The 24569-nt window shown below is 51.5% G+C and carries 25 protein-coding genes and 1 pseudogene; 13 read left to right on the top strand and 13 right to left on the bottom strand.

Annotation, left to right across the window (positions count from 1 at the left end; translation table 11 throughout):
• Nucleotides 1-203: transposase (locus tag AC07NP_RS09015; RefSeq protein ID WP_494660222.1), on the bottom strand; the 203-nt coding region annotated here is incomplete at its 3' end.
• Nucleotides 204-266: 63 nt separating this feature from the next.
• On the opposite strand from AC07NP_RS09015, the pseudogene AC07NP_RS09010 reads away from it, so the two are divergent.
• Nucleotides 267-470, top strand: a pseudogene (locus tag AC07NP_RS09010) (hypothetical protein); the annotation flags it as partial.
• A gap of 282 nt (nt 471-752) precedes the next feature.
• Here AC07NP_RS09010 and AC07NP_RS09005 read toward each other — a convergent pair.
• A complete protein-coding gene (locus AC07NP_RS09005; RefSeq protein WP_494660221.1) occupies nt 753-1535 on the bottom strand; it encodes an AraC family transcriptional regulator in 783 nt (260 codons plus the stop codon).
• 97 nt (nt 1536-1632) lie between these two features.
• On the opposite strand from AC07NP_RS09005, the gene AC07NP_RS09000 reads away from it, so the two are divergent.
• Nucleotides 1633-2781 carry a multidrug effflux MFS transporter gene (locus AC07NP_RS09000; protein ID WP_494660220.1) on the top strand — a complete coding sequence of 383 codons (1149 nt, stop codon included), beginning with the start codon at nt 1633-1635 and terminating at the stop codon, nt 2779-2781.
• Between the two features lie 560 nt (nt 2782-3341).
• On the opposite strand, the gene AC07NP_RS08995 is transcribed toward AC07NP_RS09000, so the two are convergent.
• Nucleotides 3342-3725 (bottom strand): hypothetical protein, encoded by a 384-nt coding sequence (locus AC07NP_RS08995; RefSeq protein ID WP_494660219.1) that lies wholly within the window; start codon nt 3723-3725, stop codon nt 3342-3344.
• A 603-nt stretch (nt 3726-4328) separates the two neighbouring features.
• On the opposite strand from AC07NP_RS08995, the gene AC07NP_RS08990 reads away from it, so the two are divergent.
• Entirely contained in the window at nt 4329-4811 is a 483-nt protein-coding gene (locus AC07NP_RS08990; RefSeq protein ID WP_494660218.1) for a glutathione peroxidase, read from the top strand.
• Between the two features lie 166 nt (nt 4812-4977).
• Here AC07NP_RS08990 and rstA read toward each other — a convergent pair whose 3' ends face one another.
• Complete coding sequence (gene rstA / locus AC07NP_RS08985; protein WP_494660217.1) at nt 4978-5712, bottom strand: two-component system response regulator RstA; 735 nt, start codon at nt 5710-5712, stop codon at nt 4978-4980.
• Between the two features lie 126 nt (nt 5713-5838).
• On the opposite strand from rstA, the gene AC07NP_RS08980 reads away from it, so the two are divergent.
• Nucleotides 5839-6174, top strand: coding sequence for a GlpM family protein (locus tag AC07NP_RS08980; protein ID WP_494660216.1), 336 nt, complete (start codon nt 5839-5841; stop codon nt 6172-6174).
• Here AC07NP_RS08980 and folM read toward each other — a convergent pair.
• The 3 genes from folM to ydgH form a co-directional block, all read right to left on the bottom strand.
• Nucleotides 6171-6893 carry a dihydromonapterin reductase gene (folM, locus tag AC07NP_RS08975; protein ID WP_494660215.1) on the bottom strand — a complete coding sequence of 241 codons (723 nt, stop codon included), beginning with the start codon at nt 6891-6893 and terminating at the stop codon, nt 6171-6173. The genes AC07NP_RS08980 and folM overlap by 4 nt on opposite strands.
• Nucleotides 6894-6930: 37 nt before the next feature.
• Nucleotides 6931-8313, bottom strand: coding sequence for an amino acid permease (locus AC07NP_RS08970; RefSeq protein ID WP_203357912.1), 1383 nt, complete (start codon nt 8311-8313; stop codon nt 6931-6933).
• A 187-nt stretch (nt 8314-8500) separates the two neighbouring features.
• Nucleotides 8501-9445, bottom strand: coding sequence for a DUF1471 family protein YdgH (ydgH, locus tag AC07NP_RS08965; RefSeq protein WP_494660214.1), 945 nt, complete (start codon nt 9443-9445; stop codon nt 8501-8503).
• A gap of 525 nt (nt 9446-9970) precedes the next feature.
• Here ydgH and pntA point away from each other — a divergent pair.
• Both pntA and pntB read left to right on the top strand, forming a co-directional pair.
• Nucleotides 9971-11500, top strand: coding sequence for a Re/Si-specific NAD(P)(+) transhydrogenase subunit alpha (gene pntA, locus AC07NP_RS08960; RefSeq protein ID WP_494660213.1), 1530 nt, complete (start codon nt 9971-9973; stop codon nt 11498-11500).
• Nucleotides 11501-11510: 10 nt separating this feature from the next.
• Nucleotides 11511-12899 (top strand): Re/Si-specific NAD(P)(+) transhydrogenase subunit beta, encoded by a 1389-nt coding sequence (gene pntB / locus AC07NP_RS08955; RefSeq protein WP_203357910.1) that lies wholly within the window; start codon nt 11511-11513, stop codon nt 12897-12899.
• Between the two features lie 55 nt (nt 12900-12954).
• Here the strand turns inward: pntB and AC07NP_RS08950 are convergent, their stop codons facing one another.
• Nucleotides 12955-13989, bottom strand: coding sequence for an AI-2E family transporter (locus AC07NP_RS08950; protein WP_494660212.1), 1035 nt, complete (start codon nt 13987-13989; stop codon nt 12955-12957).
• Between the two features lie 136 nt (nt 13990-14125).
• On the opposite strand from AC07NP_RS08950, the gene AC07NP_RS08945 reads away from it, so the two are divergent.
• The 4 genes from AC07NP_RS08945 to AC07NP_RS08930 all read left to right on the top strand — a co-directional run bounded on the left by AC07NP_RS08945 (nt 14126) and on the right by AC07NP_RS08930 (nt 17352).
• Nucleotides 14126-14296, top strand: coding sequence for a protein YdgV (locus AC07NP_RS08945; protein WP_456064468.1), 171 nt, complete (start codon nt 14126-14128; stop codon nt 14294-14296).
• A gap of 110 nt (nt 14297-14406) precedes the next feature.
• Nucleotides 14407-14778 (top strand): multidrug/spermidine efflux SMR transporter subunit MdtJ, encoded by a 372-nt coding sequence (gene mdtJ, locus AC07NP_RS08940; RefSeq protein ID WP_494660211.1) that lies wholly within the window; start codon nt 14407-14409, stop codon nt 14776-14778.
• Nucleotides 14765-15094, top strand: a complete 330-nt coding sequence (mdtI, locus tag AC07NP_RS08935) for a multidrug/spermidine efflux SMR transporter subunit MdtI (RefSeq protein WP_203357908.1) — start codon at nt 14765-14767, stop codon at nt 15092-15094. The genes mdtJ and mdtI overlap by 14 nt, the downstream gene beginning before the upstream one ends.
• Nucleotides 15095-15189: 95 nt before the next feature.
• A complete protein-coding gene (locus tag AC07NP_RS08930; protein ID WP_494660210.1) occupies nt 15190-17352 on the top strand; it encodes a putative bifunctional diguanylate cyclase/phosphodiesterase in 2163 nt (720 codons plus the stop codon).
• A 1-nt stretch (nt 17353) separates the two neighbouring features.
• Here AC07NP_RS08930 and AC07NP_RS08925 read toward each other — a convergent pair whose 3' ends face one another.
• The 4 genes from AC07NP_RS08925 to AC07NP_RS08910 form a co-directional block, all read right to left on the bottom strand.
• On the bottom strand, nt 17354-18175 hold the full coding sequence (locus AC07NP_RS08925) for a trypsin-like serine peptidase (protein ID WP_494660209.1): 822 nt from the start codon (nt 18173-18175) through the stop codon (nt 17354-17356).
• Nucleotides 18176-18275: 100 nt separating this feature from the next.
• Complete coding sequence (gene ydgU / locus AC07NP_RS08920) at nt 18276-18356, bottom strand: small membrane protein YdgU (protein WP_192614343.1); 81 nt, start codon at nt 18354-18356, stop codon at nt 18276-18278.
• A gap of 91 nt (nt 18357-18447) precedes the next feature.
• Nucleotides 18448-18777, bottom strand: coding sequence for an acid resistance repetitive basic protein Asr (gene asr / locus AC07NP_RS08915; protein WP_494660208.1), 330 nt, complete (start codon nt 18775-18777; stop codon nt 18448-18450).
• Between the two features lie 176 nt (nt 18778-18953).
• Entirely contained in the window at nt 18954-20450 is a 1497-nt protein-coding gene (locus AC07NP_RS08910; RefSeq protein ID WP_494660207.1) for a carboxypeptidase M32, read from the bottom strand.
• Between the two features lie 131 nt (nt 20451-20581).
• Here AC07NP_RS08910 and AC07NP_RS08905 point away from each other — a divergent pair, with 131 nt between their 5' ends.
• Entirely contained in the window at nt 20582-20674 is a 93-nt protein-coding gene (locus AC07NP_RS08905; protein ID WP_370552269.1) for a KPN_01571 family protein, read from the top strand.
• Between the two features lie 76 nt (nt 20675-20750).
• Here the strand turns inward: AC07NP_RS08905 and ynfM are convergent, their stop codons facing one another.
• Nucleotides 20751-22004 (bottom strand): multidrug efflux MFS transporter YnfM/SxtP(Kp), encoded by a 1254-nt coding sequence (ynfM, locus tag AC07NP_RS08900; protein ID WP_494660206.1) that lies wholly within the window; start codon nt 22002-22004, stop codon nt 20751-20753.
• 220 nt (nt 22005-22224) lie between these two features.
• On the opposite strand from ynfM, the gene ynfL reads away from it, so the two are divergent.
• Both ynfL and mlc read left to right on the top strand, forming a co-directional pair.
• Nucleotides 22225-23124 carry a multidrug efflux transcriptional activator YnfL/SxtR(Kp) gene (gene ynfL, locus AC07NP_RS08895; protein WP_494660205.1) on the top strand — a complete coding sequence of 300 codons (900 nt, stop codon included), beginning with the start codon at nt 22225-22227 and terminating at the stop codon, nt 23122-23124.
• 128 nt (nt 23125-23252) lie between these two features.
• On the top strand, nt 23253-24473 hold the full coding sequence (gene mlc, locus AC07NP_RS08890; protein WP_494660204.1) for a sugar metabolism global transcriptional regulator Mlc: 1221 nt from the start codon (nt 23253-23255) through the stop codon (nt 24471-24473).
• Nucleotides 24474-24569 lie beyond the last annotated feature (96 nt).

Raw genomic sequence — 24569 nt, 5'->3', positions numbered from 1 at the left:
ACAGACATTTCCTGCTCACGTTCGGAAGAGCAGCGGGCATTGTTAATCTTACTGCGCCATGCATAGAGCTGGGATTCGTACAGACTGAGTTCCCGGGCAGCGGCAGCAACACCGATACGTTCCGCAAGCTTCAGGGCTTCGTTGCGGAATTCAGGCGTGTGCTGTTTGCGGGGCTTCTTACTTGTTGATACTGGTTTTGTCATGAGTCACCTCTGATTGAGAGTTTACTCACTTAGTCGCGTGTCCACTATTCGCGGGTAAGATCAGTATTCTGGTTGGTCGCGCTACATGAGCATCAGCGAAGGGATTTAGTCTGCATTGGCGAAAGTAGTTTTTATCCGGGTCTGTTTGTTGATGAGAATGGAATTCTGCAACAGGTAGATCCTTCAATTACGGGAAAAGACGTGAAGGTAACTTGCCGCTGCTGCACACACACATATATTGGTGAACCTGTCCCTTGGATAGAGTAAGTGACAACATATCCTGGGCTGACATGGGTGCCGCAGTCATCAGCAATGAGAGCGATTGCAAACTTCCGCTCCTCGCTCAAAGCGGGCCTACAGTTCCACATGCCAGTCCGCTCAGTGCCAGGAGCGGGCGTTACCTTTGGGGCTGCCAGGAAAACAGAAATATTCCACGCTAAGGTCGCTTTTTAATCGGACAGTACTTACCTCTTAACGAAACGGTCTTGTTTAGATGGAAAGTACGTAATGTAAAATAGAAGTGAGTCATTATTTAATATTGAACGTGTTCTACTCACCTCCGGTTCGCGCCTTATTTGAATAATGTTTTGGTGTTATACCTGTATGCTGACGGAAAAATGCGATGAATGCACTGTCGCTGACAAATTCCAGTTGCTGCGCAATTTGATTTATATTAGCTCCATCAGCAACCAATTCCATTGCCTTCAGCAATCGCCATTGTTGTCGCCAGCTCTGATAATTCATCCCCGTATCTCTGATAAAAATTCGACTAATCGTGCGCTCGCATGCACCAACTCGATGCGCCAGTTGGCTCAGTCGTGGAGGTAATTCGCCCCTGCGCACGCTGTCCAGCCATGAGCACAGACGCGGATCTGAGGGAAACTGTAATCTCCAGTTCTCACTACGCGCTGTGTGTAGCTCTTCACTAAATACGGTGATCAGGCTGGTCTGTTGACTCGCAGGCATGTCCCATGACCAAAATGCCATCCGTTCAATGACTTCGTAAAAGAGAGGATTTACCGCTACAACCTGTAATGGCATATCAGGAAATGGCAGCGTAGTTGAAAAATACAGAGAGCGGTAAGCCATAACGCCACGCATCATGGCACGATGAACAGTGCCTGCGGGGATCCAGGCAGCACGACGCGGTGGAAGTAGGCATAAGGTTTTTTCCAGCTCAATAGTGATACAACCCGCAGCAGAAAATAGCAATTGATGGCGACGGTGGCTGTGTCGACCAGAATCATGCAGCCCCAGATCGGCTGCAATACCTATTACTGGGGTATCGAAGCTATCTGCGTCAAAAAATTGATCCGGATTAATTTTAGCCATTTGTCCGATATTTTATATATTTAGTCCTTATGATTGTAATGTGACCACTTCCTTTCCGCAATAATGGTATCTATTCCCTCATTATTGAAGCATCGCTATGAATACTATTAACCGGCCACCACTGTGGTTGTTAACTCTGCTGATCATGTTTCCGCAACTCGTGGAAACGATCTACAGCCCGGCGTTACCAAACATTGCTCTTACATTCAATGTGAGCAGTGAACGTACCGCTCAGACACTTTCAGTTTACTTTGTCGCCTTTGCTATTGGTGTAGCACTATGGGGTTGGTTGAGTGATCGCATTGGTAGACGTCTTGCCATGATGTTTGGCCTGACCTGCTATGGGTCAGGAGCCGTGATGGCGATAGTTGCTACAAATTTTAATATGTTGTTATTGGCTCGCATGTTGTCAGCTCTGGGTGCTGCTGCAGGATCTGTCGTGGTGCAGACTATGTTACGGGACAGTTATGAATCCACGAACCTGGCTCGCGTATTTTCTATCATGGGGGCTGCACTGGCAGTCAGTCCGGTGTTTGGTTTGGTGAGCGGGGGCTGGATTGTGAGTATTTACGGTCATATTGGGGTATTTATTGCACTGTCGTTGCTGGCGATATTGCTGCTGGTACTTACTGCCTTTATGCTGCCGGAAACACGGCCGTTAAATACAATAACACCTCGTATGGGCTGTCTGGCTGTCCGCATGGCGTGTGACAGTTCGCTTTGGCGAAATGCAATGCTGGTTTCACTGTTCAATGCAATGATCTTCAGTTATTACAGCCTGGCACCGTTTCTTTTCGAGCAGTTGGATTGGGGAGCCAGAGCATTTGGGTGGACGGGATTACTACTGGCGATTGCCTCGCTATCTGGAAGTCTTCTGAACCGGAAGTTACTGGTCACAGGCCTGGAACCTGCGCAATTGGTTCGTCATGCTTGTAGTTTGGCCCTGTTATCCAGTCTTGTCGCATGGAGCTTACAGAATTCGCCGTGGATTTTAATGCCTGTTACCGGAGTTGTCGTCGCCTATGGGATTGCGATACCTAATATACTGAGCAATGCTCTACGTCACTATCGGGAGCAAGCGGGAACTGCCGGAGCATTATTCGGATTGACCTACTATTTACTGCTAGGTGTGATGCTGGGAGTCGCTGGTCTGGTACAACAGTTAGGGCTTGTTCTCACAGCCTGCGCGCTGACAGCCTGGTTATGTAAACCCCTTCGCGTATCAGAATTAGCCACTACGCCTTGACTCGCAAATTTGTTTGGCGCGTTGTGTTGAATTTACGGGCAATAGCACTGATGTTTGTTCAAGAGTTGAAATCCGGCAACAAGCAAAACCGCGTGACATAGGGAACTAAAAATTTAAGCTTTGAGAAAGCTAACCAGTCCACTGTGCCAAGTATATTTAAACAACGACTGAGATTTGTTACCAGAAATGTCTGGTCTGGATAGAGAGCGTCAACTCAAATGGATAATTGCGTGGAGCGGTCTCTCATCAACAGTGTCACTCGACAGCAATGATACAGCATCCACTACATTAGAAGTTGCTGAGCTGGCAATTACCGAATTGGTTCAGTGAACAGACAGCGACGTCCGCTCCTCGCCCAAGGCCGACTATCTGTTCTGATTAAAAGGGCTAAACCCATTTGCTGTATCTTACATATAGGTAAGCAACAATAATAACCCAAAGTACAACGAAAACCCCTGGGTAAAACGGAATGAAACGAACAATGAAATAAGCACCAATCACACTCACTATGACTGGCACGAGGTAAAAATGAGACTGCAATAGCCATAGAATCAGTTTCTTCATTTTTTCAGTATCTCATACAAAGCATCGGCTATAATTTCAGGCCTGTTATCTCCTGACTCTATTTGATAAATTATCTTTGTCATGAACGGTTCAATTGTGAAGTAAAGCATTTCTAAATTTTCTTTATAAAGTAAATTATAATACTCGGAGTCCTGGAATTTTAACTTATTTGCTGCTGAGGAAGCTAATTGAGCATTGCCATATATTGATGCGCCACTAATAAACCATGACGCAAACTTATTAACCATGTTGATATGAGTTTCCTTAAAGTTACCTGAGCTAATAATTAATTTTGCAATAGTTATTGCCAGTGACATGTTGCTAACTTTGCCAGCCGCTTTGTTAGCTGCAAACCCTAGTTTTTCGTGTAGGAATGACACGAGATCATTAGCTTTGTTGTTATCGATTCTTTTAAGATTTTTCTTAAAATAAATGGAAACCATATCGACAGTAACGCAGGAACCATAGTTTATCAGGCGTTATGTGCCCATTTTAGCGCTGTTGATTGTGGATATCAGATTTCCGTGGATGCTGCGTAGAGAGTTTGTGAGGTCTATTGCTAATTGTCTTTTGGACTGCATCTGTAGTTAAAAATAGGTCTGTGACATTTTATTACTCCATGCTGTATCATTTTTGCCTCATAATTGTTCAATACTGATGACGAGGGCAAGTAGGATGGCGGGAAAAAAACGGAAGGCATTCATTTACATCGCGACTGTTATTATTTTTTTTCTAATAATTCCTGAGTTCATTTTTCGTATACTTAGTCCCGAACATCTTTCCTGGTTGGGGTATGTAACAAGTTTTGGTGGCGTAATAAATCCTCTTCTATCAGTGATGATATTTATGGGTATCCTCTCCATCATTCTCGCTATTACAACGGTTTATTTTGCAGGGAAAATTTATCAAACTTTGTCTCAATCTAAACGTAATTAATTTGCGACTGTGTATTACTAAATCGCCACTGCTTTGAGGATTCCGACATGACTACTTTTCATCAACTGACGGCCATCAGCCTGCGTGGCCAGGTCATCTCTATGGCCGACTATGCTGGCAAACTGGTTCTGGTGGTTAATACTGCCAGTCATTGTGGCTTCACGCCACAATATGCAGGACTTGAAGCGCTCTACAAGAAGTACGCCGACCAGGGGCTGGTAGTGCTTGGTTTCCCCTGCAACCAGTTCGGTAAGCAGGAACCCGGCGGCGCCGACGAAATCGCTCAGACCTGTTACATCAACTACGGTGTGAGCTTCCCGATGTTCGAGAAAGTGGAGGTCAACGGCGCCGCTACGCACCCGGTGTTTTGTTACCTGAAAGCAGAATTGCCCGGTGTGCTGGGTGGGCGAATCAAGTGGAACTTCACTAAGTTCCTGATCGGGCGCGACGGCAAACCGATCAAGCGTTTTGCACCGTTCACCACCCCAGAGAAAATGGAAGCCGCAATCCTTGCTGCACTTAAAATCTAAGTGTTCCTGTAATCCAGGCCATTCCCGTTTAAACAGCCCCCGACAAACGGATGATATCCGCGTGAGGTTAACGTCCGCTCATCGCAGACGGTCGAGTGTAGAAGGGGGGAGCAACTGACGTCACAATCAGAAAGCCTTCTTTGGTCCAGATGTGACGTTGTAACGATCAATCATGCTGCGCATCTTCCCAGGCATGGGGAGCAAACAAATATCCTTTGTTGCGAACCGTTTTAATTCGGTAAGGCTCGGTGGCGCTATCCTGCAATTTTTTCCGCAGACGGGAAATCGCCACGTCCACACTGCGATCCAGCCCGTCATAACTTACGCCCCGCAAGTTTTTCAGCAACGCATCGCGATCCATTATTTTTCCGGCATGCGTTGCCAGTTCCCAAAGAAGCTCAAAGTCTGCTGTGGAAAGTGAAACCGGCTCACCTGATAACACCACCGTACGGTTAATGGGGTCGATGGCGAGCGTGCCAAACCGTAGCGTTTTATGCGGTGCGACGATGGCGTCCTGGATGCCTTTCGTATGGGCTGACTGTTCGCTCTGACGTAGATGCAAACGCAGGCGTGCCAGCAGCACGGCAGGCGGCGTAGTCTTCAGAATGTAGTCGCAGGCGCCCATTTCCAGCGCCAGGATATGATTCATATCGCTATCCAGCGAGGTGAGCAGAACGATGGGGCCATGCCAGCGCTCGCGCAGGTCGCGGCAAATGCTCATGCCGTCTTTGCCCGGCAGCATGATATCCAACAACACCAGATCGGGTTGTGTTCGCAGAATAACCTCTTCAGCCCGGTCGCCCCGAGGCTCAACCACGACCTCAATATCATGCCGGGCCAGGTAGGCGGCAATCAGCGAGCCGACTTCGGGTTCATCTTCGACAAATACGATGGTGTTCATATCATTCATTATGAATATAAAACGACAACATACACCGCCGCTGTTTTTGCTGCTATTAATCTTTTCTAAACGAGATCGCTTCCGTTATGCTAGAGACTGATGTTATCGATGTGTTAAGACAGAGGAATGGGACTCGTTATAAAAGCCGCGCTGGGTGCGCTGGTGGTGGTGCTGATCGGTGTGCTGGCAAAAACAAAAAATTATTATATCGCCGGGTTAATCCCTCTGTTTCCCACGTTTGCGCTTATTGCACACTATATTGTGGCCAGTGAGCGCGGGGTAGAGGCGTTACGCACGACCATCGTGTTTAGTATGTGGTCGATCATTCCCTATTTTGTGTATCTGGTTTCATTGTGGTACTTCACCGGCTTTATGCGCTTACCGGTCGCCCTTGGTGGCTCGGTCGTATGCTGGGGGGTAAGCGCCTGGCTGCTGATCGTCTGTTGGATCAAATTGCATTAACGTAAGTGGCGACCACCATCAACGGCAAAACTACGTCCCGTCACAAAGCCGCTGGTGAGCAGGTAATCAACGACGTCGATGACCTCTTTTTCACCTGGCGCTGTTTTCATCAGCGATTTATTCAGCGCCTGCTCGCGGTACTCAGCATCATCGCCTTCATTGAATAAAATGAGTGAAGGGGCAATGGCGTTAACCTTGACGTCCGGGGCCAGTTTTCGGGCGAATGAGCGGGTCATGTTGTCCAGTGCAGCTTTACTGGCCGCATAGGCAATGTGTTTGTCGCTGCCGCGCTCTACAACGTAATCGGTGAAGTGAATAATGTCGCTTGCGGCATGTCCGCGACCGACTAACAGACTTTCTAACGCGTGGTTGAGCAGGTAGGGGGTATTGACGTGGATCTGCAGCATTGATGACAACACATCACAGAGCGGCGTATCGGGCGTTTCTGGCATCCAGGCGCTGGCATTATGCAGAATCGCGCGCAATCCGTCAGTCTGTGCTTTGACCTCTTCAGCAAAGCTCAGCACGCGCTCATCGGTTGAAAAATCGGCCTGAATGCAAACCGCACCGGCCTTTTCTAAAAGCGCAATGGCAGGATAGCGCGTCCTGTAACTCACAATGACCGGCTGTTGTTGATTCAGGAAGTGCCACGCGAGGGCGAGGCCGATACGACGGCCTCCACCGGTGATAAGAATTGGCAAGGACGGATGCTTACCCATCGTAATCTCCTTTTGGTATCAAACGATGGGGCGATTCTTACCCCACCAACATCCACGTCGCTGGAACCGAAGCCATTAACAGCAGGCCAATCAGGACGATTTCCTGACGGTTTAACACATTATCATGCGTATGTGTTTTGCGTGCATAGAGGAAAACCAGCAGTCCTGGCGCATAAAGCACCACCGACAATAACAGATGCATGGGGCCGGACGCGTACAACAACCATAAACCATAAATACAGGCACCGACACCCACGGCCTGGTGAAGAGGACGCGTGGCAATCTTCAACAAGAAGGCACCGACCAGAAAATAAGGCACCAAAATCATCTCAGAGGCAATGGTCAGCAGCGTGTTGTAATCGGAACCGGTGAGCCAAATCAGAACCAGACAAACCTGAACTGAGATATTGGTTAACCACAGTGACGCTGACGGGGCGCCCTGAGCGTTCTGGCGCGCGAAGATACGCGGGAACGCTTTGTGCGTTGAGGCCAGGAATGGCACTTCTGCCGCCATAATTGTCCAGCTCAGGTACGCTCCGCACACCGAGACAATCAGCCCCGCGGCGATAATGATTTCGCCCCACGGTCCCATCATTTTGACCATCAGACCGGCCATGGACGGGTTGCGAATCTCCGCCAGTTCCGGACGGGCAACCACGCCGAGAGAGAGCAGGGTTACCAGAAGATAAACGCCCAACGCGGAGATGACAGCCAGCAGCGTGGCGCGTCCAACGTCGCGTTTGTTTCTGGCGCGCGCGGAAACAACGACCGCACCTTCCACGCCGATAAACACCCAGAGCGTGATCAGCATGGTGTTTTTCACCTGCTCCCAGACCGGGACGCCCAATGCCAGACCGGTAAAATCGAGACGGAAGGTATCGAGCTTAAACAACATGAACGCCAGGATGACAAACAGTCCGAGCGGCAGGAGTTTTGCCAGTGTGGCGACCAGATTAATGCTTGCCGCCGTTTGCACGCCGCGCAGCACAAGAAAGTGAACCACCCACAGCAGCACGGATGCGCCGATGATTGACTGCCAGGTATTGCCGTCGCCAAAAAGACGCAGCTCAGGCGTATCGGTGAAGAAGCTGAGGGCCGAAAAGACAATCACCAGATAGGAGACGTTGGCGATAACGGCGCATAACCAGTATCCCCACGCGGAGCAGAAGCCAATCAGCTCGCCAAAGCCTTCACGCGCGTAGGTGAAGATCCCGCCATCCAGGTCGGGGCGAATACGCGTCAGGATCAGCATGGCAAAGGCCAGCAGTAAAATGCCTGCGCCGGTGATACCCCAACCAATCAATAATGCCGCCGGGCTGGCAACTGCCGCCATGTTTTGCGGCAGACTGAAAACACCTGCGCCAAGCATTGAGCTTAGTACCAGCGCGGTGAGCGCGCTCAGACCCAGTTTCTTTTCCATCGATATCCAGTTGTAAAAACGAGAGTGGGAGAATAATTATTTTGCCAAAATGCATAAAAATAGCGAAAGCATCTCAAGGCGCGGGATTTTACGGAGAGAAGAGAGCGCATGCAATAATCATGGGAAGATTTATGATTAAAAATACTAAAGGCGGCAAAAAGCCGCCTTATTTTGCTACTGATGCACCTTATTTATACAGATCGGCGCTGATGGTCATGTTGTTACCACGCTCTTGCCACTGGCGAGTGATGTGGTAGTACTTGGCACCTTTTTTCGCGGCACGTTTAGCAACCTGATACGAGACTTCCGTCATGTTGCCGTAGTTGCCCGTGAACTTGATGCTGTCGAAAGGCACCATCATAGCGGCCGTTGCTTTGTTCAGCTCTTCGACTTTCGTTCCGTCCGGGAGCGTGACAGTGTAACGTCCGCCTTTGGTCGATTGCGTTTCGAAGAAGCGACCCACATCAGCGCTTGGCGCAGCGGTTGCTGCAACGCCCGGGATTTCAACTTTCTTCGCCGCTTCACCGCCCTCGGCCAGTGCCGCGCGTCCCGCTTCGGAATCAGCCGGAATCACGTCAGTGCTCTGAATCACACGTTTTTTCGCATCCGCTTTGTAGAGGAACGCGGTGATACGCTGATTGCCGCCCTGGTTGGCGTCAATCTGGCGAACGATAAAGAAGGCGTAAGCGTCTTTCTGTTTTGCCGCTTTTGTGATCGCGTCATTGACTTCCGGTTGGTTACGGAAGAAACCTTGCACCGTCACGGTGTCATACGGTTCCAGCGCAACGGCCTGATCTTTTGGTAATTCTACAATGCCGTTAATCACGCGATTTTTGGAGGCTTCCGCTTTTTCAGCATCGGCTTTATAGAGGTCGGCTACGACGCGCCAGTTACCGCCACTGCCATAGTCAGATGTATCAACAACATAAAAAGAGGCTGCACCTTCTTTATCTGCACGGCGGGATGCAGCATTCACCGCATCGCTAATGGCATTAAAACGACCGGTGACCACGATACGGTCATAAGGTTTCAGTGCTACCGCTTGCTCCGGCGTCAGTTCTGTCGCTGCATTTACAGAAAAAGCAGTCGCAGAAAGAAGTGCGGACGCCAGGAGAGTGTTCTTAAGCTTCATAAAAATAATCCTTCGCCTTGCGCAAACCAGGTACTGGTATTGTTATTGACTAGAAACGTGGCTGATTATTGCATTTAATTCCTGTGAATGTCTGCGTCATTTTTCACTCATCGTGTCACGTGACATTACAAAGCCGATCACATTGCCTGATATGTCTAAAAAACAGGCTTTTAAGCGCCAAATCTAATGAAGTCTATGAATTGCATAAGTTAATTTAATGTTAAATGAATGTTTATGGGTGGCGCTAAATCATGTTTTGCCGCTCCGCTTGAGCGGATTATCGGCCTTTGAGCGCTATTTCAAGGTCATTATCCCTGTCTGCAGGCTGAATCGTTCATGTTTTGCCAATTTAGCAATAAATACTGTTTTTTGGCGCTAGATCACAGGCGCTATTTTCAGTAGGTTATAAAGAGTTTGTTACTGTTTTATTTTGCAGAGGTAAAGCTTACCTCTTCCGCAAGTGTGCGTATGCATCTTGCGATCACTGACAAACCATCATCAAAAAAAACGATGGAAGGGAATATTATGCGAATTGGCATACCAAAAGAGCGGTTTACCAATGAAACCCGTGTCGCCGCGACGCCGAAAACGGTTGAGCAGCTGCTGAAACTGGGTTTTACCGTCGCGATCGAAAGCGGCGCTGGTCAACTGGCAAGTTTTGACGACAAGGCGTTTGTGCAAGCAGGCGCTGAGATTGTGGATGGAAATGCGGTTTGGCAGTCAGAGGTAATCCTGAAGGTCAATGCGCCAGAAGATGAAGAAATTCCGTTGCTGAATGCCGGGACTACGCTGGTCAGTTTTATCTGGCCTGCGCAGAACCCGGAATTAATGCAAAAACTTGCCGAGCGCAATGTCACCGTCATGGCAATGGATTCCGTGCCGCGTATCTCTCGCGCGCAGTCTCTCGATGCCCTCAGCTCAATGGCGAACATCGCCGGTTATCGCGCTATCGTTGAAGCCGCGCATGAATTTGGTCGCTTCTTTACTGGTCAAATCACCGCAGCGGGTAAGGTTCCTCCGGCAAAAGTAATGGTGATTGGCGCTGGCGTCGCGGGTCTTGCGGCGATTGGTGCGGCAAACAGTCTTGGGGCGATCGTTCGCGCATTCGATACCCGTCCGGAGGTCAAAGAGCAGGTCCAGAGTATGGGCGCTGAATTCCTCGAGCTGGATTTTAAAGAGGATGCAGGTAGCGGCGATGGCTACGCCAAAGTCATGTCTGAAGCGTTTATCAAAGCGGAAATGGCACTCTTTGCGGCGCAGGCCAAAGAGGTCGACATTATCGTCACCACGGCGCTTATTCCGGGTAAACCCGCGCCGAAACTGATCACCCGCGAAATGGTTGACTCCATGAAGTCGGGCAGTGTGATTGTCGATCTGGCCGCCCAAAACGGCGGCAACTGTGAATACACCGTGCCAAACCAGATCACGACCACCGAAAATGGCGTGAAAGTGATTGGTTATACCGACCTGCCGGGCCGTCTGCCGACGCAGTCTTCCCAGCTGTATGGCACTAACCTTGTCAATCTGCTCAAACTGTTATGTAAAGAAAAAGACGGCAATGTCACCGTTGATTTCGACGATGTGGTCATTCGTGGCGTCACGGTGGTGCGCGACGGAGAAGTCACCTGGCCGGCACCGCCGATCCAGGTTTCTGCCCAACCGCAGGCTGCGGCAAAAGCGGCCCCTGCGCCGGAAGAACCCGCAAAACCGGCTTCGCCGTGGCGTAAATTCGCTTTTATGGCCCTGGCAATCATCCTTTTCGGCTGGCTGGCGGATGTGGCGCCGAAAGAGTTCCTCGGTCACTTTACGGTGTTCGCGCTTTCCTGCGTGGTGGGATATTACGTGGTGTGGAACGTCTCGCATGCGCTGCATACCCCATTGATGTCGGTCACTAACGCCATCTCGGGGATCATTGTGGTGGGGGCATTATTGCAAATCGGCCAGGGCGGCTGGGTGAGCTTCCTGAGCTTTGTTGCGGTGCTTATCGCCAGTATTAATATTTTCGGTGGCTTCACCGTAACTCAGCGCATGCTGAAAATGTTCCGGAAAAACTAAGGGGTAACACATGTCTGGAGGATTAGTTACAGCTGCATACATTGTTGCCGCGATCCTGTTTATTTTCAGTCTGGCGGGGCTTTCGAAACATGAAACCTCCCAGCAGGGTAATAACTTTGGTATCGCCGGGATGGCGATTGCGCTGATTGCCACGATTTTTGGCCCGGATACCGGCAACGTTGCCTGGATTCTGGTGGCGATGATCATCGGCGGCGCGATTGGTATTCGTCTGGCGAAGAAAGTTGAAATGACCGAAATGCCGGAGCTGGTGGCGATCCTGCACAGCTTCGTCGGTCTGGCTGCCGTACTGGTAGGTTTCAACAGCTACCTGTACCACGAAGCCGGTCTGGAGCCGATTCTGGTGAACATTCACCTGACGGAAGTGTTCCTCGGTATCTTCATTGGTGCGGTCACCTTTACCGGTTCTGTTGTCGCGTTTGGCAAATTGCGTGGGAAGATCTCTTCCAAACCGCTGATGTTACCGAACCGCCACAAAATGAACCTGGCGGCGCTGGTGGTCTCCTTCCTGCTGATGGTGCTCTTTGTCCGTACTGAAAGCGTCGGCCTGCAGGTTCTCGCCCTGTTGGTGATGACCATTATTGCTCTCGCATTCGGTTGGCACTTAGTGGCGTCGATCGGCGGCGCAGACATGCCGGTGGTGGTTTCCATGCTGAACTCCTACTCAGGATGGGCGGCGGCGGCGGCGGGCTTTATGTTGAGTAACGATTTGCTGATTGTGACCGGCGCGCTGGTCGGTTCTTCGGGTGCGATTCTGTCTTACATTATGTGTAAGGCGATGAACCGCTCGTTTATCAGCGTGATTGCCGGTGGCTTCGGTACTGACGGCTCTTCAACCGGGGATGATGAAGAAGTGGGTGAACACCGCGAAATCAATGCGGAAGACACCGCTGACATGCTGAAAAACTCCCACTCGGTGATCATCACCCCAGGCTACGGCATGGCGGTGGCGCAGGCACAGTATCCGGTGGCGGAAATCACCGAGAAGCTGCGCGCACGCGGTATCAAAGTGCGTTTCGGTATTCACCCGGTGGCAGGGCGTTTACCAGGCCACATGAACGTGCTGCTGGCAGAAGCGAAGGTGCCGTACGACATCGTGCTGGAAATGGATGAGATCAACGACGATTTCACCGACACCGACACCGTGCTGGTGATTGGCGCGAACGACACCGTTAATCCGGCGGCGCTCGACGATCCGCGTAGCCCGATCGCCGGTATGCCCGTGCTGGAAGTGTGGAAAGCACAGAACGTTATCGTCTTTAAACGCTCCATGAACACCGGCTACGCAGGCGTGCAGAACCCGCTGTTCTTTAAAGAAAACACCCACATGCTGTTTGGTGATGCTAAAGCCAGCGTGGATGCCATTCTGAAAGCGCTTTAAAGATAGCTGCCATCCGGCAATGATGTGAACGGCCTCTGCGGAGGCCGTTTTTATATCAGGCTTTGTTGAGGTCGCTAAGCAAAACCGCAATGCTCTGACCGCCCGTTGTCTGCTCAAGGGCGATTTTAACGACGATGGTCAGCGGCACCGAAAGCAACATACCAATGGGACCGAGCAGCCATCCCCAGAAAATCAATGAGAGAAAAACCACCAGCGTCGAAAGGCCTAATCCACGCCCCATGATCCGGGGTTCGAGGATGTTACCGAACACGAGGTTGATCGCCAGATATCCCGCCAGCACGACAAGAGCGTCGTAAAATCCGCTGAACACCAGTACCTGGGCGATAGGGGGAATTGCCGCCAGTACGGAGCCAATATTAGGGATATAGTTCAGCGCAAACGCCAGTAGCCCCCAGACGAAAGCGAAACGTACTTCCAGTGCCGCCAACATTCCCCAGGCGACCAGACCCGTGACAATGCTGATGGCGGTCTTCAGCACCAGATAATGCGAAACGCTGTCAATTGCGCGCTGAATGGCTGCCATGCCTTCTGCAGGGTTGGCCATCATCTGTTTTAGCTTGCCGGGCAGCTGTGGCACTTCCAGTAGCATAAAGACGACGGTTAACAGGAGTAAAAAGATAGACGACATGGCGTTAGAGAGTTGGGTCAGCAGGTTAGTGACCAGCGTCATGGCCGCGTTAGGATTAATATATTTCGCCAGTTCATCCACAGACACGCCAATTCCTGCGCGTTGTAGCCACGGTTCAATGCTTTTCAGGGGGATAATCAGCGATGAGCGGTACTGCGGCAGCGTTCGTGCGAGCTCATTGAGTGAGGTTCCCAGATACGCCAGCAGGAGCACCATCGCCATCACAATGATGACGACCAGTAATGACACCGCCAGTACGCGGGGGATGCGAAATTTGACCATCCGTTGTACCACCGGGTTTAAAATAACGGCAATAAATAACGCTAAAATAAAGGGGACAATGATATCCGCCGCAATACGAATTCCCGCGAGAATGATGACTAACATTCCCAGCATAATCACTATTTTTAGACCATTGAGCGTGATAATTGGTTTTGCCATGGTAATTCCTGAATTCTGCTTCCTGGTGTTTATAATAATGTGATTTGTGTCGAAGTGCGCTACCAAAAATCAGACTGTTGAGGTAAAGAAGTGAAAAGGTTTTGAGTTAAATCTGTAGCTGTGGTACAAATCAGGCGTGTTTAACTACCGAGGACAATTATCATCCGCGATGACGAGAAGCAACACTGCGGATAATTGTAATATTATGGACAATTTGTTCAGAACGTTTTTTTCTACATCGACACACCTTCGTACTTCTTCTACCTTCCTGCTTGCTGGTGAGCAGCTCTGGCGCAACGCGCTTTAGTCCCTTTCTTCTGCCTGAGCTGGCGCGACGCGCTGAGCTATCTGATTTTATTTTTGGTTTGCTGCATGCAGCAGATCCGCAGGACTATATTCTCAAGCAGGAGAAGTATCATGTTTTACTGGATTTTATTAGCGCTGGCAATTGCGACCGAAATTACCGGAACGTTGTCGATGAAATGGGCTAGTGTTAGCGATGGCAACACGGGTTTTATTTTGATGCTGGTAATGATCACCCTCTCGTATATTTTACTCTCGTTTGCGGTTAAAAAAATAGCCCTTGGCGTCGCCTATGCCTTGTGGGAAGGGATCGGTATTTTATTTATTACGTTGTTTAGTGTGCTGTTATTTGATGAAGCGTTGTCAACGATGAAAATCGCGGGGCTGGCGACCCTGGTGCTCGGCATTGTGCTGATTAAATCCGGTACGCGAAAGCCCGCCAAAACGGTGAAAACGGTGAAAGGGGCGACGCATGCAACAGTTTGAATGGGTACACGGCGCCTGGCTGGCGGCCGCCATCGTGCTGGAAATTGTCGCTAACGTCTTTCTCAAATTCTCTGACGGTTTTCGGCGTAAAATTTACGGTGTGTTGTCTCTCGCCGCCGTCCTGGCCGCGTTTAGTGCGCTGTCTCAGGCCGTAGAAGGTATCGACCTTTCCGTGGCGTACGCGTTGTGGGGCGGGTTTGGTATTGCCGCCACGCTGGCAGCGGGTTGGGTGCTTTTTGGTCAACGTCTGAATAACAAAGGCTGGGTAGGTGTGGTGTTGCTGTTGGCCGGTATGATAATGATAAAACTCGCCTGATGTGATCGCTGCCTGAAAGAATCAGGCAGCGAAATTCTCCGGCTGTAGTACGCTATAAATAATACAATTAGTCAGGCGACGGGCGAGGGATCCGGATGGCAAATTTGTTGCACTGGCGTAATATTCCTACAGCAAAAACGCTGTTTGTTATGATTTTTATGGCCGGGATAGGTCTGATAATCTCGGTCGTGGCTCTGCTTTATCTTTCCCTTCATCTGATCACCACCAAAACCAACGAAATTGACGACCGCCGCACGGCGCTGTCGGTACAAGGGGCGGTGCAAACCTCGGTGAATCGCGTATGGTCGCTGGTGCTGGACAATGCCGTCTGGGACGAGGCGGTCAAAGAGGCTTATCGACCCACGTTAGACACCGCATGGTTATCTAAAACCTGGGGTTCAGGTCTTAAGATCAATAACCTGTATGACGGCACGTTTATTCTCGACGAGCACTTTCACGTTTTGTGGGGCGCATTTCACGGTAAGCCGTTTACGGAAGATAACCTCCGTTTTTTTGGTCGGGGTATGCAGTTCTTGATCGACCAGCATGCTCAGCCTCTCGCCAGCGAAAAAAACATTTACGCCGGAATAACCCGCACCCGGGAAGGTGTCGCTTTTGTCGGTATCGGGTTGATCCGCCCGATGACGGATGGGTTTCCCGTTCAGGGAAGCGCACGTCGTTACCTGGTCATTACCCGCCATCTCAATCCAGAGATCCTGAGTGGACTGGGTAGAACCTTTCAGATAGAAGACCTCACCTATACTGCTGAACCCTCGGCTGGTCCCAGCGTACCACTGAAAAGTTCGGCCGGAGAGTTGCTTGGTTATCTTAGCTGGCAGGCGCGTCTGCCCGGTGTCCAGGCGGCGCAGGCTGCTTCAACCGATATTACGCAGATCGTCTTACTCGCCGCGGCGTTAATTCTGCTCTTTATTCTGTTGAGCAGCGTTGGACTCTATAAACTGGCAAAAGGTGAGCAACAGGCAAGACGCATCGCGCGTATTGACTGGTTAAGTCATTTGCCAAACCGCCGCGCGTTAATTGAAAAGCTGGAACACTCCAGGTTAAGCGGCGAGCCGGGAACGAAAAGCGTGGTCTTTATCGACCTGGATGGGTTTAAAGACGTCAATGACATTTACGGTCATCACGTGGGCGATCAGCTGATAGTCACCATTGCCCAAACGCTGAGAGATAAAATTCCTCCGGAAGGGATGCTGGCACGCATGGGCGGGGATGAATTTGCCATGATGGTTGGCGGCGCGCGCGCGGAAGAAAGCGCAGCGGCATTTGCGGGCAGTGTTCTGGATTATCTCAATACGCCCATTAGCCTGGGAGAAAGAACTATCCACATTGGCGCCAGCATTGGTATTGCGAGTGGCTCGTTGGTGGAGATTACCAGTTCAGAACTATTCCGCCGGGCGGATATTGCGATGTATCACTCCAAAAGTACCGGCAAAGGGCGAATTACGCATTACGATTCTGAATTAAACAGCGTTCGGGAACGGGAAATCGTCATCGAAAATGACATTCGCCTCGGCCTGGAAAGAGAAGAGTTCGATGTCTGGTATCAGCCTATTGTTGATGCCCGATCGCAAAAAATGATTGGCGTGGAGGCGCTGGCTCGCTGGCATCGGCGACCCGCTGGTGCATTAAAACCGGATGAGTTTATCCGCATTGCCGAGACCAGCGGGTTGATCTACCGGCTCGGCCAGTTTGTATTGCGCCGCGCCTGTTTTGATCTCCAGCCGCTGAGCGACCTTAAACTGTCGGTGAATATTTCTCCCGCCCAGTTCCGCGACCCGGATTTTGAGAACAAAGTGGCGGGTGTGCTGCAGGAAACCGGGTTTCCGGCGGGACGTTTACAGCTGGAAGTGACCGAAACCTATGTGCTGGAAAGCCCGGAAAGGGCGCGCGCCGCGATCGCAAATTTAAAATCGCTGGGTACTGCGGTGGCGCTGGATGATTTCGGGACCGGATATTCGAGCATCGGTTATTTACGCCGGTTTAACTTCGACACCATTAAGATCGATAAATCGCTGGCAGGGCTGGTGGATGATGACGATCAGGCGTCAGCGCTGGTGAGCGGCACTATCCGTATCGCCAGCGCGCTCGGGATGGCGGTCATTGCTGAAGGCGTGGAGACAGAAAAACAGATGAAGCTGCTGCGTCTTGCCGGATGTGACCAGCTTCAGGGCTTCTATTTTAGCCAGCCGATGCCGATCGAATCACTGTTACAGCTGCGCCAGCAACGACATTGCTAAGTTATTGCTGGGCCAGCGCGTCCAGTTTGTCACGAAACCCCGTGACGGAGAGCGCGCGGTTATCTGCCCGCCAGCGATCTTTGGCCGCTGGGGCGGAGCTTTGCACGCCAATCAACTGCCAACCCGCATCGGTCTTCAGCATCAATGGCGATCCGCTGTCGCCAGGCAACGTGTCGCACTGGTGAGAGAGGACCGACGTTTGTGCCCAACCGGTGACCAGACAATCCTGGTGTGTATACAGCGCGTCAATATGATCTTCCGGATATCCCGACTGCGTCACTTTACGTTCGGTGGTTTTAAGCGCTGCGGTTAACGCCGCTTTATCACCTTCAAATAAGGGCAGTGGCGTAATGCCAGAGGGCGGGTAGCGTAACACCACCAGGCCGAAGTCCCAGGATGCCGCGGCAGGGGGAACAATCCAGCCATCGCCGTCCGGTTTCAGCCGCTTACCCAGTGAGGGATCGACCCGTCCTTCAATCCCGTGAATTTCGTAGCGCCAGAGTCCCTTTTTCGACACAAAACGTAAGGCGACGGCTTTATCTGGCTTACCTTTCGGTGGGATCAGTAAACAGTGTCCCGCCGTCAGTGCCAGATGCGGTGAGATGAGCGTAGCGGTGCAGAGGTTACCGCTGGCGGTCTCCAGTTGCCCAATCGCATCCCAGGGCGGTTGGGTTGGGTCAGCGACCTGTACGCGATCATCCTGACCAAAAAATAGTGTTTTGACTTCACTGGTATCCGTGGCAGTCGTATCAACCTCATCCGCATGAGTCACGACAGGAGAAAGACAAACTGAAGCCAGTAATACAGCAATGGTTTTCTGCATATCACACTCTGTGTGGGTAATTATGATTATTAAAAGCAAACCCTCAGTAAATACTATAGACGGGACGGCAGAAAAGTGGGAGTAAAATCAGATAACTACATCAGGAAAGATAAAAGTGGGTGGCGATAAGCGCACATAAAATAAGTGCGATAAGAATGAACTCAAATCGGTAACGAGGCATCCTGGCACCCTCCAAAAGGACGGCGCTAAATCAGAACAATTTAGCGCCGTGTGTCATGGCGCGGGGGAGCGCCATTGAACCTGGGGGCGTCTTACGCAGCCGGTTGAGCGGCGGGTTTAGTTGCTTCGTGTTTTACCGGTTTTTTGGTGTGTTTTTTAGCCGCCTGCGCTTTTTGCTCAGGTGCTTTTTGTTCTACCGCCGGTTTGGTTGCAGACTTTTTGGTGTGCTTTTTAGCGGCCTGCGCTTTCTGTTCTGGCGCTTTTTGGGTAGCGGCTTTGTGATGTTTTTTGTGATGCGTGGTGGTCGCGGAAGCCGATTTGGTGACCGCTGGAGCGGTAGTGGATGTTGCGGTTTCGGCAGCAAATGCAGCGGAAGACAGACCCATAGCAGCGGCAACAACCAGAGCTAATACTTTTTTCATTCTAATACCCTCGATTTGGTTTTTCATTCAACCCCACTGCGGGGCCGTTGAAATAACTATATCGCTGTAAATTCAGGGCTTCCGTGAGTCATTGGTATCGGCGTGTAACGATATGTACGAGATAGGGAATAAGCGGTAGAGAAGCCCGATAAGCCTGCGCTATCGGGCAATCTGGTTTAGCGAGGCAATGACAAATAACGCGATTCAAGGTGTTCGCGGAAGTACCGGCTGCTGAGGGGTTCTCCGGTTGCCTGGGTAATGAGCTGCGCGGTGGTGTACCGGCTCCCGTGTTGCCAGATGTTTTGCCGCAGCCAGTCGAACAGGGCGGTGAAGTCGCCTTCGGCGATGTGTGCGTTCAGATTCGGTAACGCCCGGCTTGCGGCGCTGAACAGCTGCGCGGCGTACATCGCCCCCAGCGTATAGGACGGGAAGTAGCCAAACCCGCCATCGGTCCAGTGAATATCCTGCATGCACCCGTCGCGATAATTACCGTCGGTCGACAGTCCCAGCCAGGCCTGCATTTTCTCATTCCACAGCGCCGGTATGTCGTCAACGTCGATGTCGCCGTTGATCAGCGCCCGCTCAATTTCATAGCGTAAAATCACGTGCGCAGGGTAGCTGACTTCATCGGCATCCACGCGGATGAATCCAGGCTTCACCTGCTGATTCCAGGCCATAAAGTTCGCCTCATCAAAGGCGGCTTGATCGCCAAAGTGGCGTTTAACCGCCGGGATCAGCTGCTTCAGGAATCCCTGACTGCGACCCAACTGCATTTCAAAAAACAGACTCTGGGACTCATGGATAGCGGTCGAACGTGCGAGTGCGATGGGCTGTCCTGGCCAGTTACGCGGCAGGTTTTGCTCGTAGCGCGCGTGTCCTGTCTCGTGGATGACGCCAAATAGCGCGCTGAGAAGTTCGTTTTCATCGTAACGCGTAGTGATCCGCACATCTTCCGGTACGCCGCCGCAGAAAGGATGGGCGCTAATGTCCAGACGTCCGCCGTTGAAATCAAAACCCAGCAACGCCATGGTTTCCAGTCCCAGTTCGCGCTGAACCGACGTTGGGAATGGCCCCACCGGCGCAACTAGCGGGCGCTGAGACTGTTTGGCGACCGCCTTATTCAGCAGGTCGGGAAGCCAGCTTTTCACATCCGCAAACAGCACATCCAGTTGCGCGCTGGTCATATCCGGTTCAAAGACATCCAGTAGCGCATCGTAGGGAGTGCAGCCTTTGGCTTGCGCGCGTAGGCGCGCCTCTTCTCGGCTGTATTTCACCACCTCTTTGAGATTTTCTGAAAACCCTTGCCAGTCATTTGCCGGACGCTGGCTGCGCCAGGCATGTTCACAGCGGCTTCCCGCCAGGGATTTAGCCTCAACCAGCGACTCAGGCAGCAGTGACGCCTGATGATGCAGGCGTGTCATTTCGCGAAGGTTTACGCGTTCAATCTCGTCGAGATCCTCTTGCCCGGCAGCGGCAATCCACTGTGCCACGGTGGGGTCGGTAATGATTTGATGCTCCAGAACGCTCAGCTCTGCCAGCGCTTCGCCTCTGGCGCGGCTTCCTCCGGGAGGCATCATGGCAAACATATCCCAACTGGCGATGGCAGAGAGATGGGAAAAACGGGATAAACGCAAAAAGGTGCGGGTGAGTTGTTGATAGTTTTTATTGTCCATGTATCCTCTTCGGCGGAGTGTGCTGGTCATGACTCCTACCATAATAGGGCGTTTTGCTTAGCGGTACATTTTTTTAGTCTGCGAAGCGGTAGAATCGCCCCTCGAAAATAAAAACAAACACATACAGCATTATGAATCCGATCATTTGGGTTGTATTTGCTCTTCTGGCACTGGACGCCATCAGGGAAATGGTGGGGGCATCCTCCATCCTGGGAATGTGGTAGTTGGTTGTTAGTCGAGACAGGAAGAGTACCCGGGCATGGCGTTTTACACATGGCGCGATGCCCGGGTTTCTTATCTTCAGGCGTGTAATCGATGGTGTAAGCGCGCGCCGACCAGAATCGCCAGCACCAGCATTAGCGCAATAAACCCGCCAACGCCGTTCCAGCCGTAGTCATGCCAGAATATGCCGCCGAGCGTCCCGGCAACGCTAGAACCTACGTAGTAGCTAAAGAGATAAAGCGACGATGCCTGACCTTTCGCCCGCCGCGCGCGAGGGCCAATCCAACTGCTCGCGACAGAGTGTGCGGCAAAAAAACCGGCAGAAAAAAGCAGCATACCGGCAAAGATCAACCATAAAGCGCTGAACAGCGTCATTAACAGACCCACCAGCATCACACCCGTCGAAAATAGCATCACCGGCCCGCGGCCATAGCGGGTAGTCATGGCACCGGCTTTTGGCGAGCTCCAGGTCCCCGTGAGGTAAGCAACGGAGAGCAGCCCGACAACGGCCTGGCTCAGTTCCCAGGGCGAGAGCATCAACCGGTAGCCGATATAGTTAAACAGTGTGACGAATGACCCCATCAACAAAAAGCCTTCGGCGAACAGTAACGGTAAACCCCGGTCACGCCAGTGCAGACGAAAGTTGATAAACAGCGTTTTAGGTCGTAGCGAGGTGGGACGGAAATGACGGGACTCCGGCAATATTTTCCAGAACATTAATGCCGAGGCGAGCGCAAAACAGCCAATCGCCGCCAGCGCAATTCGCCAGTTGAAAAAATCTGTAAAGACCCCGCTGATCAGGCGCCCGCTCATTCCGCCAATGGAGTTGCCACTAATGTACAGCCCCATAGAAAACGCCACAAAACTGGGGTGAATTTCTTCGCTCAAATAGGTCATTCCCACCGCCGCAACGCCGCTTAGCGACAACCCAATCAATGCCCGCATAATCAGAATGCCATGCCAGCTGGTCATCATGGTTGACAGTAACGTACAGCAGGAGGCGAGAAGCAGTGCGGTCACCATCACCGGTTTGCGGCCGATGGCATCGGAAAGTGGGCCGGTAAACAGCAAACCGATGGCCAGCATGGCGGTCGAGATGGAAAGCGAGATACTGCTGTTGGCTGGCGATACGCCAAACTCATGGGACAGCACAGGCAAAATTGGCTGTACGCAATAGAGTAGGGCGAATGTCGCCAGTCCGGCAGAAAAAAGCGCCAGTGTGACGCGCATAAACGGGGCGGTGCCGCGTTTTATAAATTGATTTGGCTGGGAAATAATCTGTTCATCAACATCGCTTGCCGGGGCGGTATCGACAATAGTAGTACGGCTCACGTGAAATCCTTGCTTAGCATCCCCGTAGTTGAGGTGACGGGCATGACCACCTGTAAAACTGACTCCTTAAGCCATTTTTCGCGCCATTTGGGTCTGGGAATGTGTCCATCCCCTATCCAGACGGGCTGCAACTATAACGGCTGAAGAATCAGACTTAAGAGTAGGAAAATCAAAATATTCTGTCTAATATATTAATAATCTCAAATAATACTTTTAAAATATGAATATTGAGTTGCGTCACTTACGCTATTTTGTGGCGGTTGCGGAAGAACTGCATTTTGGTCGCGCCGCCGCCCGTCTTAATATTTCGCAACCGCCGCTGAGCCAGCAGATTCAGATCCTTGAGCAGCAGGTTGGGGCGCGGCTGTTGGCGCGAACCAATCGCAGCGTGGCGTTGACGGCCGCCGGGCGGCAGTTTTTGGCCGACAGTCGGCAAATTTTGGGGCTGGTCAATGAGGCTGCGGCGCGGGCGGAGCGTCTGCATCAGGGAGAGGCGGGCGAATTACGCATCGGTTTCACCTCCTCTGCGCCCTTTATTAAGGCGGTCTCCGATACCCTTTCCGGGTTTCGCATGGAATTTCCTGATGTACACATGCAGACCCGCGAAATGAATACCCGTGAGCAGATTGCGCCGCTGAGTGAGGGGGCGCTGGATATGGGATTGCTGCGCAATACGCTGCTTCCGGATACGCTGAACCGGGAGGTGATACTGCATGAACCGTTGATGGCGATGATCCCGCGCGAGCATCGTCTGGCGCAAAAACCGGTGGTGACGTTGGTCGAATTGGCGAAAGAGCCGTTTGTCTTTTTTGATCCCCACGTCGGGACAGGTTTGTATGACGATATCCTCGGGCTGATGCGTCGCTATAACCTGACGCCGGTCATCACCCAGGAGGTCGGGGAGGCGATGACCATCATTGGGCTGGTGGCGGCGGGGCTGGGCGTTTCGATTCTGCCCGCCTCTTTTAAACGCGTGCAGATTGATGAAATGTGCTGGATACCGATCGCTGAAGCCGATGCTGTGTCGGAAATGTGGCTGGTCTGGCCGAAACACCATGAGCAAAGTCATGCCGCGCAACGGTTTCGTCATCAGTTGTTATCCGCAGTAAGTCGTGCTTAATTTAGTTTAAAAAGCGGTAATAATGTGCGGTAAATCACACGGCTACGCAAAAATTTGACGGCAAGTGTTGAAGTCCTTCACCATAGCCTACAGATTATTTCGGAGCGCGAAAATAAAGGGAGTCAGAGGTGGTTGCTGATAGTCAGCCTGGGCATATCGATCAAATCAAGCAGACCAACGCGGGCGCGGTGTATCGCCTGATTGATCAGCTCGGACCGGTATCGCGTATTGATCTTTCTCGCCTTGCGCAATTGGCGCCTGCCAGTATTACAAAAATTGTCCGCGAAATGCTTGAAGCGCATTTAGTGCAGGAGCTGGAGATCAAAGAAGCGGGTAGCCGTGGTCGTCCTGCTGTTGGGCTGGTGGTGGAAACCGAAGCCTGGCACTACCTGTCTATCCGCATCAGTCGCGGAGAGATTTTCCTCGCCTTGCGCGACCTGAGCAGCAAGCTGGTTGTGGAGGAGTGTCTTGAACTTCCCCTTGTTGCCGACCTTCCGCTGCTTGATCGTATCATCACGCTGGTCGATCAGTTTTTTATCCGTCATCAACAGCAACTTGAGCGGTTAACCTCTATCGCCGTCACCATGCCAGGCATTATTGATACTGAGAATGGCATCGTCCACCGTATGCCGTTTTATGATGATGTCAAAGAGATGGCGCTGGGTGAAACGCTGGTGCAGCATACCGGTGTGCCGGTCTATATTCAGCATGATATCAGCGCATGGACGATGGCCGAGGCGCTGTTCGGCGCATCGCGCGGCGCGCGCGATGTTATTCAGGTGGTGATTGATCACAACGTGGGGGCGGGCGTCATCACCGATGGTCATTTGCTGCATGCGGGGAGCAGTAGCCTGGTTGAGATCGGTCATACGCAGGTGGATCCCTACGGTAAACGCTGCTATTGCGGTAATCACGGCTGTCTGGAAACCATTGCCAGCGTGGACAGCGTCCTCGAACTGGCGCAATTACGCCTCAATCAGTCGATGAGTTCTACGCTGCACGGCCAACCATTAACGGTGGACTCACTGTGTCAGGCTGCCCTCGAAGGGGATTTGCTGGCGAAGGATATCATCAGCGGCGTCGGAAGCCATGTGGGGCGTATTCTGGCCATCATGGTGAATTTATTTAATCCGCAAAAAATCCTGATCGGTTCTCCGTTAAGCAAAGCGGCGGATATTCTTTTCCCCGCCATTGCCGACAGCATACGCCAGCAAGCGCTCCCGGCATACAGTAAGAACATTGTCGTTGAAAGCACGCAGTTTTCAAATCAGGGGACGATGGCGGGCGCGGCGTTGGTAAAAGATGCGATGTATAACGGCTCTTTGTTGATTCGTCTATTACAGGGTTAACATTTTTTCACTGTCGTACGAAAAATTGCGCTATCTCAAGCCGATCCCCCTTGTCATACCTTAGACTTTCTCCACTGTATTATTTTCCTGGCTTAT

The sequence above is a fragment of the Citrobacter sp. GW821-FHT07H02 genome (assembly GCF_059418505.1).
Note: the sequence above shows the minus strand (reverse complement) of the source record. Positions and strands in the feature narration are given on the sequence as shown.

What these genes read in the sequence shown, in the direction of transcription:
- AC07NP_RS09005 (WP_494660221.1), bottom strand. Translation starts at nt 1,535, where the DNA reads ATGGCTAAAATTAATCCGGATCAATTTTTTGACGCAGATAGCTTCGAT.
- AC07NP_RS09000 (WP_494660220.1), top strand. Translation starts at nt 1,633, where the DNA reads ATGAATACTATTAACCGGCCACCACTGTGGTTGTTAACTCTGCTGATC.
- AC07NP_RS08990 (WP_494660218.1), top strand. Translation starts at nt 4,329, where the DNA reads ATGACTACTTTTCATCAACTGACGGCCATCAGCCTGCGTGGCCAGGTC.
- rstA (WP_494660217.1), bottom strand. Translation starts at nt 5,712, where the DNA reads ATGAACACCATCGTATTTGTCGAAGATGAACCCGAAGTCGGCTCGCTG.
- AC07NP_RS08980 (WP_494660216.1), top strand. Translation starts at nt 5,839, where the DNA reads ATGGGACTCGTTATAAAAGCCGCGCTGGGTGCGCTGGTGGTGGTGCTG.
- folM (WP_494660215.1), bottom strand. Translation starts at nt 6,893, where the DNA reads ATGGGTAAGCATCCGTCCTTGCCAATTCTTATCACCGGTGGAGGCCGT.
- AC07NP_RS08970 (WP_203357912.1), bottom strand. Translation starts at nt 8,313, where the DNA reads ATGGAAAAGAAACTGGGTCTGAGCGCGCTCACCGCGCTGGTACTAAGC.
- ydgH (WP_494660214.1), bottom strand. Translation starts at nt 9,445, where the DNA reads ATGAAGCTTAAGAACACTCTCCTGGCGTCCGCACTTCTTTCTGCGACT.
- pntA (WP_494660213.1), top strand. Translation starts at nt 9,971, where the DNA reads ATGCGAATTGGCATACCAAAAGAGCGGTTTACCAATGAAACCCGTGTC.
- pntB (WP_203357910.1), top strand. Translation starts at nt 11,511, where the DNA reads ATGTCTGGAGGATTAGTTACAGCTGCATACATTGTTGCCGCGATCCTG.
- AC07NP_RS08950 (WP_494660212.1), bottom strand. Translation starts at nt 13,989, where the DNA reads ATGGCAAAACCAATTATCACGCTCAATGGTCTAAAAATAGTGATTATG.
- mdtJ (WP_494660211.1), top strand. Translation starts at nt 14,407, where the DNA reads ATGTTTTACTGGATTTTATTAGCGCTGGCAATTGCGACCGAAATTACC.
- mdtI (WP_203357908.1), top strand. Translation starts at nt 14,765, where the DNA reads ATGCAACAGTTTGAATGGGTACACGGCGCCTGGCTGGCGGCCGCCATC.
- AC07NP_RS08930 (WP_494660210.1), top strand. Translation starts at nt 15,190, where the DNA reads ATGGCAAATTTGTTGCACTGGCGTAATATTCCTACAGCAAAAACGCTG.
- AC07NP_RS08925 (WP_494660209.1), bottom strand. Translation starts at nt 18,175, where the DNA reads ATGCAGAAAACCATTGCTGTATTACTGGCTTCAGTTTGTCTTTCTCCT.
- ydgU (WP_192614343.1), bottom strand. Translation starts at nt 18,356, where the DNA reads ATGCCTCGTTACCGATTTGAGTTCATTCTTATCGCACTTATTTTATGT.
- asr (WP_494660208.1), bottom strand. Translation starts at nt 18,777, where the DNA reads ATGAAAAAAGTATTAGCTCTGGTTGTTGCCGCTGCTATGGGTCTGTCT.
- AC07NP_RS08910 (WP_494660207.1), bottom strand. Translation starts at nt 20,450, where the DNA reads ATGGACAATAAAAACTATCAACAACTCACCCGCACCTTTTTGCGTTTA.
- AC07NP_RS08905 (WP_370552269.1), top strand. Translation starts at nt 20,582, where the DNA reads ATGAATCCGATCATTTGGGTTGTATTTGCTCTTCTGGCACTGGACGCC.
- ynfL (WP_494660205.1), top strand. Translation starts at nt 22,225, where the DNA reads ATGAATATTGAGTTGCGTCACTTACGCTATTTTGTGGCGGTTGCGGAA.